Consider the following 12387-nt stretch of genomic DNA (forward strand, 5'->3'; position numbering starts at 1 on the left):
AGACGGTGGCCGCCGTCGGATTGTCCGGGCCCGCCGTCAGCCGGATTCGACGACGACGTCGGCCGGATTTTTGTCCAGCCTCCAGCCGCGCCAGACGGGGTGGCGGAGCTTCCCGGTGCCCGTCCACTCGCCGAACGTCACCTCGCCCACGAGCTTGGCCGAGACCCAGTGCGCGTCGGCGGCGTCCGCGGCGGGCACCTCGTCGAAGGGTGGCGTCTTGCGCGGGATCGCGTCAAGGGTCCGGCGCATCTCGGCGAGCTCGCGGGTGCTGAAGCCGGTTCCCACGCGGCCGACGTAGCGGAGTCCCGAACCGTCGGGGATCCCCACCAGGAGGGACCCGACGGTGTCGCTCCGGCCGCCGTTGCCCGGCCGCCAGCCGCCCACCACCACCTCCTGGGTCCGCTCGAATTTCAGCTTCAGCCAGGACCGGCTGCGCTGGCCGACGTAGCGGCCGCCCGTGCGCTTGGCCATGATGCCCTCGAGGCCCAGTTCCTGCGCGCTCTCGAGCAGATGCCCGACGTCGGCGTCGATCACCTCGGAGAGCTGCACCGGGCAGTCGCTCCGGGGCGCGGCAGCGAAGAAGGCATCCAGCCGTTTCCGCCGGGATGTCAGGGGACGGCGGCGCAGGTCCTCGCCGCCGTCGGTGAGGAGGTCGAACAGCATCAGCCGCACCGGGGTGGCGGCCCGCGCCTTGGCCACGTCGCCGGCCTTGGTCAGCTTCATCCTGCCCTGCAGCAGCCCGAAGTCGGGCCGCCCGGACGGGCCGACGGCGATGATCTCGCCGTCGGCGGCGAAGTCCTGCGGTGGCCAGCAGGACCGGTCCGTCAGCTCGGGGTAGCTGGCGGACATGTCGATCCCGTTGCGGCTGATCAGGCGGATCCGCTGCGCGTCGCCGAGTACCAGGGCCCGGACGCCGTCCCACTTGAGCTCGAACTGCCAGTCACTGTCGGTCAGGTCCCCGCGCGTTCCCGGGCTGGCCAGCATGGGGGAGAGCTGGGCCGGATCCGGGGCTGCGGCCTCCGCCGTGCCGCCGTCGCGGTCGTCGCCCGCCCCGCCTTCGTCGTCACCCTCTCCCTGCCCGCCACCGTCCGGCCCGGGTCCGTCGCCGTCATTCGAATCCTCGTGGTGTTCCTTCGCCTCGTCCATCAGGTGGATCAGCCACTGGTCCTTGGCCTTGCCGGTGTGGATGAGGGCGAAGCGCCGGCTGCCGCCCAGCCCGCCGCCGTCCTGCCCGGTGAGCGTGGCGATGACCTCCTTGCCGGCGATCCACTTCTCGCACTCGTACGTTCCGCGGTCCCAGATGCTGACGGTTCCGGCGCCGTACTGGCCCTTGGGGATGGTCCCCTCGAAGTCCGCGTAATCCATCGGGTGGTCCTCGGTCTGCACCGCCAGGTGGTTCTTGGCCTTGGACACGGGCACACCCTTGGGCAGCGCCCAGGAGACCAGCACGCCGTCGCGCTCCAGCCGGAAGTCGTAGTGCAGCCGGCTGGCGTGGTGTTCCTGGATGACGAAGCTCTCCCGGCGGGTTTCTTCCGCGGCGCGGTTGCGGTGCCGCTCGGCGGTGAACGGTTCCGGGGTGGCGGCGGCGTCGCGCTTGGTGCGGTACTTCTCCAGGCGCGGGTCGGTGTCCCCGCCGTCGCCCGGGGCAGCGGCACGGGCGCCGCCGTCGTGCTTTCCGGAAATCACGGCGAACGGGTCCTTGCCGGCGGCCGCCCGCTTCATCACCTCGCGGTAGTCCAGCTGGTGCAGGGTCGGCGCCGCGAGCTCCCGCCAGGTGCGGGGCGCGGCGACGGTGGGCCGGAGCCGGCCGCGCAGCGAGTACGGGACGATCGTGGTCTTGGCCGCGTTGTTCTGGCTCCAGTCGACCAGGACCTTGCCGGTGCGGAGGGTCTTCTTCATGTCGCTCACGGCCAGGTCCGGGTGGTCGGCCTCGAGCGCCCGGGCCAGCTCGTGGGCGAAGTCGGCGATCTGGTCCGAGCTTTGCGTGCCGTCCAGGGCGGCGTAGAGGTGGATGCCCTTGCTGCCGCTGGTCACGGGCACGGGGTCCAGGCCCAGGTCCCGGAGGATGGCCCGGGCCAGGGTGGCCACTTCCACACATTCGGCCAGGCCCGCGCCCTCGCCCGGGTCCAGGTCGAGGACCAGGCGGTCCGGGGGCAGCGGATCGCCGCCGGAATCCACCCGCCATTGCGGCACGTGGATCTCGAGGGCGGCGATCTGGGCCAGCCAGGTGAGGGTGGCCGGATCGTTGACCAGGGGGTACTGGACGGTTCGGTCCTTGTGGGTGATGGACGCCCGCGGCACCCAGCCGGGGGTGGAATGGTCCAGGTTCTTCTGGAAGAACATCTCCCCGGGCACGTCCGCGGTGCCGACGCCGTGCACCCAGCGTTTGCGGGTGGCCGGGCGGTCCGCGGCGGCGGGGATCAGGACGGGTGCGACGGCGGCGTAGTACGCCAGCACGTCGGCCTTGGTGGTGCCGGTCTCCGGGTACATCACCTTGTCCAGATTGGTCAGCACCAGCTCCCGGCCGTCCACCCGGACCCGTTCCTTGCCCTCAGCCACGGGGCTTCACCTCCGTGCCGGTCTGGTGTTCACTTGAGCCATGAGAGCCATCTGGAAAGGCGCGATAGCGTTCGGCCTGGTCAACGTCCCCGTCAAGGTCTACAGCGCCACCGAGGATCACGACATCAGCCTGCACCAGGTGCACAACGCCGACGGCGGGAGGATCCGCTACCAGCGCCGCTGCGAGGTGTGCAGCAAGGTCATCGACTATGAGGACATCGACAAGGCGTACGAGGACGATGGCCGGACGGTGATCCTCAGCCGCGAGGAACTGAAGTCCATTCCGGCGGAGAACAGCCACGAGATCGAGGTGGTGCAGTTCGTCCCTGCCGACCAGCTGGACCCGATGATGTTCGAGAAGAGCTATTACCTGGAGCCGGATGCCAAGTCGCCGAAGGCGTACATGCTGTTGCGCCGGGCGCTCGAGGACACGGACCGGGTAGCGGTGGTCCAGTTTGCGCTGCGGGAGAAGACCCGTCTGGGCGCCCTGCGGATCCGCGGCGACGTGCTGGTCCTGCAGAGCCTGCTCTGGGCCGACGAAGTACGTGAGGCCAACTTCCCGGCCCTGGAGACCACCGTCCGGATCTCCGCCCAGGAGCGGGAGATGTCCGCTGCCCTGGTCGATTCGATGGCGGCCGACTTCGATCCGGCGCAGTTCACCGATGACTACCAGCTCCAGCTGCGGCAGCTGATCGACGCCAAGATCGAGCAGGGCGACTCGCTGGACACGGAGGAGACCTTCGGCGCTCCGGCGGCGGAGGCGGGCACCGGCGAGGTGATCGACCTGATGGACGCCCTGAAGCGGAGCATCGAACGCAAGCGCGGCGGCGGGTCCGACGGCGAAGCCTCTGAGGGCTCGTCCGGCGGGTCCGGGGGCGCCACGTCGGGCACGACGAAGACTGCCGCCGCCAAGGCTGGCACCGCCAAGACCGGCACCGCTAAATCCGGCACCGCCAAGACCGGCACCGCTAAATCCGGCACCGCCAAGACCAGCGCAGCCAAACCCGCGGCCGCGAAGACGGGCACCGCGAAGTCGGCCGCCGGAACGTCGGCCGGAACCAAGTCTGCCGGCACCAGAACTGCCAGTACAAAGACGGCCGCTGCCAAGACAGGCGCCGCTAAGACCAGCGCCGCCAAGTCCGGGACCGCGAAGACGGCGGCGCGGAAGGGCGCCTAATCCGGGGGCGGCCGCCCGGGGCAGCGCCGACACCGCCTAGGAGTTCCGCAGAGCGGAGATGAGCTCGCTCTTCTTCTTGGCCGAGTAACCGGTCAGGCCGATTTCCTTGGCGCGCTTCTTCAGTTCCGGGACCGTCCAGTCCTCATAGTCGCCGGAATGGCCGCCCTTGCTGCCCACGTTGGAACGCCCGCGCTTGGCCGCGGCGTTGGAGATCCGTGCCGCCTTCTGCTTGGAGGCGCCGTCCTCGAGGAGCGCCTCATACATCTCGGGGTCCTTGATGCTGGGGCTCTCGGAGCCCTGCGGTGCGCCCTTCTTGGTCGGCATGCCTACCCCTCCTGATCGGTCCTGAACCGTCCTGAATCCGTGCGGCGCCGGAGCCGGCCGGCCTCCTGCGCCCTTCCTGCCCACGCTAATCACGGGCGGAAGCGAACACAAGCATTTCGTCAGCATGCTGACCAATCGTCTGTGGGGCCCGTTACATCCGGGAACCGTGGTGACCTGCGCGGCGTCGTCCCAGCCGGAAGCCGAGCCAGAAAGCCAGTGTGAGTAGTCCTGCCCCCACCAGCAGGTAACCCGCAAGGGCCAGGTCGTCCATCAGGATGAAGTCGCCCGAGAAGAATGACTGGTCGGCCAGCGGGGCATAGGCAAACCAGCCGGCACTCCGGCGCGGTGCTTGGAGTGCGGCAATCCCGGCGGCGATGGCTGCCATCCCAAGGAGCGGCACTAGGAGTACTTGCCAGCGAAAGCGCGAGCCGGCCGGATGAGATTCCCCCGAAGTCATGGCCCCAGCCTAGCTCCGCCGCCTTGCATCCCAAGGAAGCCCGGGCCTTAAAGCGAAAGGCCGCCGCCCCGTCCCGCGAGGGGAGGGGACGGCGGCCTTCCGGCGTCGGTGACTACTCGGCGTCGTGGTCCGTTTCGAGGATCTGGACCAGGCGGTCGAGGGCGGCGTCGGCGCCGTCGCCTTCGGCCCGCAACACCACAACCTCGCCGTGCGAGGCGCCCAGGCTCATCAGCGAGAGGATGCTGGCGGCGTCCATGGCCTCCTCCGCGGGTTCGCCGAGCCGGGCGATGGTGATCTCCAGATCGAACTCGCCCGCGGCCTCGGCGAAGATGGCGGCCGGGCGGGCGTGCAGGCCCACGCGGCTGGCGATGGTGGCGTTACGTTCGGTCATTGTTGCTCCTAGATTTTCAGCGTGGAATGGTCTGTGGTGAACCGGCTCAGACGGTGACGGGGACCGGTTCCACCGTATCAACGGTCTTCTTGACTGCCCAGCGCTTCAGCGCGATCACCGACAGGGCGGTAACCACGGTGCCGACGGCGATCGCAACGACGAACATCAGGAAGTTGTCGATGGCGAAGAAGACGAAGAGTCCACCGTGCGGGGCCTTGGATCCGACGCCGGCCGCCATCGAGATGGCTCCGGTCACCGCGCCGCCGAGCATGCTTGCGGGGATGACGCGCAGCGGGTCGGCCGCGGCGAACGGGATGGCGCCTTCGGAGATGAACGAGGCACCCAGCAGCCAGGCGGCCTTGCCGTTTTCCTGCTCGGCCAGGCTGAAGAGCTTCTTGTTCAGGACGGTCGAGGCCAGGGCCATGGCCAGCGGCGGAACCATGCCGGAGGCCATCACGGCGGCCATGATCTGCCACGGGGCCTGGTTGTCGATCGAGGCGGCGCCGAGGCCGGCGACGGCGAACGAGTAGGCAACCTTGTTGACCGGGCCACCGAGGTCGAAGCACATCATCAGGCCGAGGATCACACCGAGGGCGATCGCGCCGGCGCCGGTCAGGCCGGAGAGCCAGGAGTTCAGGCCGTTGGTGATGGCCACGATCGGGCCGCCCAGGATGACGAACATCAGGCCGGAGGCCACCAGCGAGGCCACCAGTGGGATGATCACCACGGGCATCAGGCCGCGCAGCCAGCGGGCCACCTGCAGGCGGCCGATCACGAGGGCGATGTAGCCGGCCAGCAGGCCGCCGACGATGCCGCCGAGGAAGCCGGCACCCATGAAGCCTGCGACGGCGCCCGCGACGAAGCCGGGGGCGATGCCCGGACGGTCGGCGATCGCGTAAGCGATGTAACCGGCCAGCGCCGGGACCAGGAAGCCCAGCGAGAGGGCGCCGATCTTGAACAGGACGGCACCGAGGTAGGCGCCCAGCGGGCCCCAGGCGTTGTCCGGGTACTGGGTGGGCAGGTTGAAGAGGGAGTTCTGCAGGACGATGTTGTCCGCGAACTTCGTGATCAGGTAGCCGCCCATGAGGAAGCCCAGGGCGATCAGCAGGCCGCCGCCGGCGACGAACGGGATCATGTAGCTGACGCCGGTGAGCAGGGCCTTCTTCAGCTTCTGGCCGACGTGCTCGCCGCGCTCCTCGGCCTCGTGCTCGGCCTGTTCCTCCGCGCCGAAGTGCGGGACGCGGCGGGCGTTGGGGTTGTCCGCGGCGGCGAGGGCCTCCTGGACCATCTTCTCCGGCTCGTCGATGCCGCGCTTGACCGGGGCGTTGATGACGGGCTTGCCGGCGAAGCGCTCCTTGCCGCGGACGTCGACGTCGACCGCGAAGATCACCGCGTCGGCGGCGGCGATCACGGCCGGGTCGAGGGCCTTGGCGCCCGAGGAACCCTGCGTCTCGACCTGCAGGTCGACGCCGACCTCCTTGGCCGCGGCGACGAGGGAGTCGGCGGCCATGTAGGTGTGCGCGATGCCGGTGGGGCAGGCGGTGACGGCGACGAGGCGCTTGGCCCGCGCAGCACCGGCGGTGCCGGCAGCAGCGGCGCCGGTGGCTGCGGCTGCCGGTTCGGCGGGAGCTGCGGCGTGGGCGGCGGGCTTGTCGGCCAAGGCACCCTCGACCAGTTCCACGACCTCGGCCTGGCTGGACGCGGCGCGGAGGGCGGCGGTGAAGTCCTTTTTGATCAGGGACCGGGCGAGCTTGGAGAGCAGCTTCAGGTGCTCCTGGTCGGCGCCTTCCGGGGCTGCGATGAAGAAGATCAGGTCCGCCGGGCCGTCCTTGGCGCCGAAGTTGACCGGGTTGGAGAGGCGGGCCATGGCCAGCGTGGCCTCCGTGACCGCCGTCGAGCGGCAGTGCGGGATGGCGATGCCGCCGGGCACGCCGGTAGCGGTCTTGGACTCACGGGCGAAGGCGTCGGCGAAGAGGCCCTCGACCTCGGTGGCGCGTCCGTTGGCTGCAACCTTGCCTGCCAGGTGCCGGATCACGTCCTCGGGTGAAGTGCCGAGATTCTGGTCGAGCTCGACCAGTTCGGGAGTGATGAGCTGGGTCACTGTCAATCCTTTGTCAGGGCCGTGATGGTTACGGCATCGGGGGTGGTTTGGTGCACTGCCGGGACTCGGGAGCCGGGCAGGGAGGCGGCGGCGGCACCGTGGGCCACCGCCTGACGAAGGCAATCAGCCGGGACGGCGCCCTGGCTTGCGGCGAGCAGGTAGCCGGCCAGCGACGAATCGCCGGCGCCCACCGTGCTGACCGCGGTGACCGGCGGGTGCGTGGCGAGCCACGCGCCGTCGGCCGTCACAAGAACCGCACCCTTGGAACCGAGGGTGGCGAGTACGGCACCCACCCCGGAGCGGACGACGGCGGCGGCGGCCGTGGCGGCTGCCTCCGGGTCGGCCTCGAGCTCCTCGGCGGACTTGTCCGTGGCGAAGCCGGCCGCTGCAGCCAGTTCCGCCAGTTCCTCGGCGTTGGGCTTGAGCAGGTCCGGCATGCCGAGGGGGTCGCCGGAGACCGCTGCGGCGAGGGGTTCGCCGGAGGAGTCGACGGCGATGAGGGGTGCCTCGGAGCCGTCGTGGGTGGAGCGCAGCCGCCGGGTGACGGTGGCGTAGAAATCGGCCGGGACTCCGGGCGGGAGTGAGCCGGCCAGGACCACCCAGCTGGCGCCGCGGGCGGAGTCCAGCAGCAGCCCGATCAGGGCCTCCTGCTGTTCGGCGCTCAGCACCGGGCCGGGTTCGTTGATCTTGGTGGTGACGCCGCCGGGTTCGGTGAGGGCCACGTTGCTGCGCAGTGGCTCCCCGATCGGCAGGGCGGCGAAGGGTACCTCGGTGTCCCGGAGCCCGGCCAGGACCGGGTCGGCCTCCGCGCCCGGGAGCACGGCGAGGGTCTTCAACCCGGAGGCCACGAGGGCCCGGGAGACGTTGACGCCCTTGCCGCCGGATTCCTGCCGGACGGAGAGGGCGCGCTGGACTTCGCCGCGCTGCAGGGGACCCGGGAGGGCGACGGTGCGGTCCAGGCTGGGGTTGGCGGTGAGGGTGACGATCATGCGACCACCACCTCCACTCCGGCATCCGAGAGTGCGGCCGCGAGGGCCGGACTGGGGTTCGAGTTGGTGATCACGGTGTCCAGATCTTTCAGGGAGGCGAACTGGACCAGCGTTTCCGCGTCCAGCTTGGAGGAGTCGGCCAGCACCACGATGCGGCGTGCCGAGCGGACGAAGGCGGCCTTGACGGCTGCTTCTTCAGGATCGGGAGTGCTCAGCCCGAAGGCCGCGGAGATGCCGTTCGTGCCGATGAAGGCGATGTCCGGGCGGATCCGGCCGGCGGCTTCCACGGTGGACTGGCCGACGGCGGCCTGGGTCAGGCCGCGGACCTTGCCGCCGAGCAGGTGCAGGGCGATGCCGGTCTCGCCGGAGAGCTTGGCCGCGATCGGCAGGGCGTGGGTGATGACGACGAGTTCGGCGTCGGCACCGTTGCTGCCGGCGCCGGTGGTGCCTGCCGCCGAGCGGGCGGCCAGCATGCCGGCCAGGGCCTCGGTGGTGGATCCGGCGTCGATCAGGATGCTGCCGGAACGGTCCTCGGGGATCAGGGCCAAGGCCGCCGCGGCGATCCGGGTCTTCTCCGAGGGGCGCTGGACCGTGCGTTCGAGGATGCTCTCCTCGGTGGTGCTGATCCGTTCGGGGGAGACGGCGCCGCCGTGGACCCGGCGGACGCTGCCGGCGGCCTCGAGGGCGGCCAGGTCGCGGCGCACGGTTTCGGTGGTGATGCTGAAGCGCTCGGCGAGGTCCGTCACGCTGGCCCGGCCGCTGGCGGCCACGAGCTCAACAATCAGTTGCTGGCGTTCCTCGGCGAACACTTGCCCTCCATTGCGGCGTTGACGTGGCTGCGGATCCTGCTGGCCCCAACTTCGGTGACCGCTGTCACATCGAAGTGGAATTGATTGACTTTATCTTTGATCATGTGGCTTTGTCAACGAAAAACCACAAGAACAAAGAACGTTGGTGTGGGGGTTTAGGTGGCGGGGCCCGGAGGGGTGGGGCGGATGCTGCTTAAACGCCGGATGCCGGGCCGGACCTGTGGGGTCCGGCCCGGCATCCGGGCGGTGCTATGCGGGGGCTGCGCCCGCCGGGATGGCGGGCCTCTGGCTAGATGCCGGCGTCGCGGCTCTCGTTGCGGGTAATGGTCTCGCCGGTGTTGGGGTCAACCACCGAGCGGGTCTCGCTGACGCGGCGGGTGCGGCTGCGGCCGGGGGAGGCCAGGATCAGCGAGGCGATCAGGCCGATCACGCCGACGATCATCAGGATGTACCCGATCATGGTCTGGTCCACGTTGGGGATCAGTCCGGGGGTGATGGCCCAGGCCAGGATGGCACCGAGGGCGATCAGGAAGATGGAGGATCCGATTCTCATTTCTTGCTCCTTAGGGGTCCGGATGGACGGTGTCACTGGCTGAGTCTGGTGAAGTCCTGTGGTGCAGTCGGTATCGAAGAGTCCGGGTCGCGACCAGGGCCGCCGCCTGAAGGGCTGCGGCCAACGCTAAGCATGCTGTCCATTGTCACGCTACAGCCCGGCACCCCCGGATACAACGATTTCGGCCCCGGCTTGATGGAAAAACTGCAGGTGAGGGCGGTTTTTCGCGTCACTTCCGGGTTTCCGCGCCCCTTCCGGACCGGCGCGGCCCGGACCTGGGGTGCGCCGGTCCGGAAGCGCAGCGGATTTCCGGAACCGGCGCGGCAGGCCCGGTTCGACGGCGCGGCCCGGGTTCTCGCTAGGCTGGCCGGATGGAGACGGTTGCCTGGTCCAGGCCGGAGGCGGAGCGGGAGGGCACCCCGCTGCTGGTGATGCTGCACGGTTACGGCACGGACGAAACCCGGATGTCGAACCTTTTCGGCAGCCTGCCGCCCGAGTTCACCTGCGCCGCACTGCGGGGTCCGAAGGTGATCGGCGACGACTACGGCTGGTTCCTGCTGGACTACTTCCTCACCCACGACTTCGCGGACGTGATTTCCGCCGCCAACCGGGTCTTCGCCTGGATCGACTCGGTCAAGGACCGGCACAGCAGCGTCAGCCTCCTCGGCTACTCCCAGGGCATGGCCATGGCCAGCACCCTGCTGCGCCTGCGACCCGAAGGCTTCCGCGCCGCCGTCGGGCTCTCCGGGTTCGTACTGGAGAACGAACTGCTGGCCATGAGTGAGTCGTTTGAGGCCCGCCCGCCGTTCTTCTGGGGCCGGGACAAGGACGACGTCGTCATCAACGACGCCGCCACCGAACACACGGCCGAATGGCTGGAAGAGCACACCCAGCTCACGGCCCGCAGCTACCCGGGGATGGGGCATTCGATCTCGGCGGCCGAGCTGGTGGACGTGGGGGCGTTCCTGCGGCACTACGTCCTGCGTTGACGGAGCCCGGGCCCGGCGGATAATCCATTCGATGGCCCGAATCCGGGTACTTGCGCCCTGTTTTTATAAGCGTTTACACTCTAATTTGGCCAATTTGATCGGCCCACTACTTGCTGGGGAGAAAGGTCTAGGCCCGTGTCGCATGGCTAAGGCACCGCGCGTGACCATCCAGGACGTGGCAGCCCTCTCCGGGCTCTCGATCTGCACCGTCTCCCGTGCACTCCGCAACCTCCCCAATGTGTCCGAAAAGGCGCAGGCCAAGGTCGCGGACGCGGCAGGCAAGCTGGGCTACCGCGCATCCAGCGCAGCCTCCCGCCTGGCCGGAGGCTCCACCGGCGCCGTCGCCATCATCGTTCCCACCGCCACCGCGTGGTTCTTCGCCCAGGCCGTCGAGGCCGCGGAGGAGGTCTTCGCCGACAGCGGCTACGATACGGTGCTGATCAGCCTCCGGAACCGGCCCAGCGTGCAGCGCAAGCTGTTCAGTGACTTGGCCGGACTGGCCCAGCGCGTGGACGGGGTCCTGCTGCTCAACGTGGCGCTGGACGCCGCCGAGGTCGCGGCCCTGGAGGACTGCGGCCTCGCCGTCGCCAGCGTGGGCATGCAGTCCGTGCCGTGGGACAACGTCGGGATCGACGACGAGGAAGCGGCTCGGAAGGCCACCGGCCACCTCCTGGACCTGGGCCACTGGGACCTGGCAATGCTGGCCGGCACGGAGCCGCCGTCGAGCATCGTGGTCACCGCGGACGCCCGGCGCCGCGGCTTCGAACGGGCGCTCGCGGAGCACGACCTGACGCTGGACCCGGACCTGGTCCTGGATGCCGGCTCCAGCATCGAGGGCGGCCGCCGGGCCATGACCGAGCTGGTCGAGAACCGCAGGCTCCCCTCCGCCGTGTTCGCCGGCTGCGACGAAACGGCCTTCGGTGCGCTGATGGCCCTGCGCGACCTGGGCATGTCGGCGCCGAAAAACGTCTCGATCATCGGGATCGACGACCATCAAATGAGCTGGTTCCTGGGCCTGACCACCGTGGCCCAGCCGGTCGCGGACCAGGGCGCCTTCGCCGCGAACCTGCTGGTGGAGCGCCTGCTCCGGCCGGAACCGCCGGCCCGCACCGTTCACCTGCTCGAGACCAAGCTGGTGGAGCGGCGCAGCACCCGCCGACGACGCTGACCACACCCCCGGCCGCGCGGCCGGGCAGCAGACCCCCGGCTCCACCCCCGAATCTCTACATCCGTCTGGAAGGACACCCGAACCCATGACTGCCACTTCCCCCGAGGCCCTGCCGGCCGACGCCTTCGCCGGCGCCTCCGCCGTCCTTTTTGACCTCGACGGCGTGCTGACACCCACCGCGGTGGTCCACGAGCGCGCCTGGCAGGAACTCTTCGACGGGTACCTCAAGGACGTCCCCGGGGCGCAGGCCTACCGGGAGAGCGACTACTTCGACCACATCGACGGCAAGCCCCGCTTCGACGGCGTCCGCGACTTCCTGGCTTCCCGGGACATCGTTCTGCCCGAGGGCCCGGCCGACGACGACCCGGCCCACGACACCGTGCACGGCCTGGGAAACCGCAAGAACAAGGTGTTCAACGACATCGTCGCCGCCGGCGGCGTCCAGCCCTACGAGGGCTCGGTGCGCTTCATTGAGGCCGCCCTCCAGCGCGGACTCAAGCTCGCCGTCGTTTCCTCCTCCCGCAATGCGGTCCCGGTGCTGAAGGCGGCGGGACTCTCGGACTACTTCCCGGTGGTGGTCGACGGCGTCGTCGCCCTCTCCGAAGGCCTGCCCGGCAAGCCCAGCCCGGCCACGTACCAGTACGCGGCCCGGCTCCTGGAGCTGCCGAGCGAGGAATGCATTGTTGTCGAAGATGCCGTCTCCGGTGTCCAGGCTGGAAGCGCGGGGAGCTTCCACTCGGTCATCGGCGTGGACCGGGGAGCGGGCCGACAGACCCTGCTCGACGCCGGCGCCACCCTCGTGGTCAGCGACCTCGCCGAGCTGCTCTAGCCCGCAGCCGCCACCCACCCCACCCGCACCAGACCCTCCGC

The 12387-nt window shown here is 69.8% G+C and carries 12 protein-coding genes; 4 read left to right on the plus strand and 8 right to left on the minus strand.

The genetic code is table 11. From position 1 onward, the window contains the following. Window positions 1–36: 36 nt before the first annotated feature. Complete coding sequence (locus tag ACFVY3_RS13155; protein WP_400160044.1) at window positions 37–2559, minus strand: ATP-dependent DNA ligase; 2523 nt, start codon at window positions 2557–2559, stop codon at window positions 37–39. 40 nt (window positions 2560–2599) lie between these two features. Here ACFVY3_RS13155 and ACFVY3_RS13160 point away from each other — a divergent pair, with 40 nt between their 5' ends. After that, on the plus strand, window positions 2600–3736 hold the full coding sequence (locus ACFVY3_RS13160) for a Ku protein (protein ID WP_400160045.1): 1137 nt from the start codon (window positions 2600–2602) through the stop codon (window positions 3734–3736). Window positions 3737–3772: 36 nt separating this feature from the next. Here the strand turns inward: ACFVY3_RS13160 and ACFVY3_RS13165 are convergent, their stop codons facing one another. From ACFVY3_RS13165 to ACFVY3_RS13195, 7 genes are all read right to left on the minus strand, one after another. Beyond that, window positions 3773–4060, minus strand: a complete 288-nt coding sequence (locus ACFVY3_RS13165) for a Rho termination factor N-terminal domain-containing protein (protein WP_377971229.1) — start codon at window positions 4058–4060, stop codon at window positions 3773–3775. A gap of 151 nt (window positions 4061–4211) precedes the next feature. Further along, window positions 4212–4517: a hypothetical protein gene (locus tag ACFVY3_RS13170; protein ID WP_400160046.1), complete on the minus strand. Its 306-nt coding sequence runs from the start codon at window positions 4515–4517 to the stop codon at window positions 4212–4214. 112 nt (window positions 4518–4629) lie between these two features. After that, on the minus strand, window positions 4630–4908 hold the full coding sequence (locus ACFVY3_RS13175) for an HPr family phosphocarrier protein (protein ID WP_400160047.1): 279 nt from the start codon (window positions 4906–4908) through the stop codon (window positions 4630–4632). A gap of 46 nt (window positions 4909–4954) precedes the next feature. Further along, complete coding sequence (locus ACFVY3_RS13180) at window positions 4955–7009, minus strand: fructose-specific PTS transporter subunit EIIC (protein ID WP_400160048.1); 2055 nt, start codon at window positions 7007–7009, stop codon at window positions 4955–4957. Window positions 7010–7011: 2 nt separating this feature from the next. Then, entirely contained in the window at window positions 7012–7998 is a 987-nt protein-coding gene (locus ACFVY3_RS13185) for a 1-phosphofructokinase family hexose kinase (RefSeq protein ID WP_400160049.1), read from the minus strand. Then, window positions 7995–8807, minus strand: a complete 813-nt coding sequence (locus ACFVY3_RS13190) for a DeoR/GlpR family DNA-binding transcription regulator (RefSeq protein ID WP_400160050.1) — start codon at window positions 8805–8807, stop codon at window positions 7995–7997. The genes ACFVY3_RS13185 and ACFVY3_RS13190 overlap by 4 nt, the downstream gene beginning before the upstream one ends. 289 nt (window positions 8808–9096) lie before the next feature. Next, complete coding sequence (locus tag ACFVY3_RS13195; protein ID WP_290256947.1) at window positions 9097–9360, minus strand: DUF6458 family protein; 264 nt, start codon at window positions 9358–9360, stop codon at window positions 9097–9099. A gap of 371 nt (window positions 9361–9731) precedes the next feature. On the opposite strand from ACFVY3_RS13195, the gene ACFVY3_RS13200 reads away from it, so the two are divergent. The 3 genes from ACFVY3_RS13200 to ACFVY3_RS13210 all read left to right on the plus strand — a co-directional run bounded on the left by ACFVY3_RS13200 (window position 9732) and on the right by ACFVY3_RS13210 (window position 12346). Then, window positions 9732–10349, plus strand: coding sequence for an alpha/beta hydrolase (locus ACFVY3_RS13200; protein ID WP_290256946.1), 618 nt, complete (start codon window positions 9732–9734; stop codon window positions 10347–10349). A 142-nt stretch (window positions 10350–10491) separates the two neighbouring features. Further along, window positions 10492–11517 carry a LacI family DNA-binding transcriptional regulator gene (locus tag ACFVY3_RS13205; protein WP_400160051.1) on the plus strand — a complete coding sequence of 342 codons (1026 nt, stop codon included), beginning with the start codon at window positions 10492–10494 and terminating at the stop codon, window positions 11515–11517. 85 nt (window positions 11518–11602) lie between these two features. Then, on the plus strand, window positions 11603–12346 hold the full coding sequence (locus ACFVY3_RS13210) for an HAD family hydrolase (RefSeq protein ID WP_377971238.1): 744 nt from the start codon (window positions 11603–11605) through the stop codon (window positions 12344–12346). Window positions 12347–12387 lie beyond the last annotated feature (41 nt).

The sequence above is a fragment of the Arthrobacter sp. BPSS-3 genome (assembly GCF_044628475.1).
Lineage (GTDB): Bacteria > Actinomycetota > Actinomycetes > Actinomycetales > Micrococcaceae > Arthrobacter.

Excerpts from the sequence above, each read along its gene's own strand:
- ACFVY3_RS13160 (WP_400160045.1), top strand. The coding sequence starts at position 2,600 with ATGAGAGCCATCTGGAAAGGCGCGATAGCGTTCGGCCTGGTCAACGTC.
- ACFVY3_RS13165 (WP_377971229.1), bottom strand. The coding sequence starts at position 4,060 with ATGCCGACCAAGAAGGGCGCACCGCAGGGCTCCGAGAGCCCCAGCATC.
- ACFVY3_RS13170 (WP_400160046.1), bottom strand. The coding sequence starts at position 4,517 with ATGACTTCGGGGGAATCTCATCCGGCCGGCTCGCGCTTTCGCTGGCAA.
- ACFVY3_RS13175 (WP_400160047.1), bottom strand. The coding sequence starts at position 4,908 with ATGACCGAACGTAACGCCACCATCGCCAGCCGCGTGGGCCTGCACGCC.
- ACFVY3_RS13185 (WP_400160049.1), bottom strand. The coding sequence starts at position 7,998 with ATGATCGTCACCCTCACCGCCAACCCCAGCCTGGACCGCACCGTCGCC.
- ACFVY3_RS13195 (WP_290256947.1), bottom strand. The coding sequence starts at position 9,360 with ATGAGAATCGGATCCTCCATCTTCCTGATCGCCCTCGGTGCCATCCTG.
- ACFVY3_RS13200 (WP_290256946.1), top strand. The coding sequence starts at position 9,732 with ATGGAGACGGTTGCCTGGTCCAGGCCGGAGGCGGAGCGGGAGGGCACC.
- ACFVY3_RS13205 (WP_400160051.1), top strand. The coding sequence starts at position 10,492 with ATGGCTAAGGCACCGCGCGTGACCATCCAGGACGTGGCAGCCCTCTCC.
- ACFVY3_RS13210 (WP_377971238.1), top strand. The coding sequence starts at position 11,603 with ATGACTGCCACTTCCCCCGAGGCCCTGCCGGCCGACGCCTTCGCCGGC.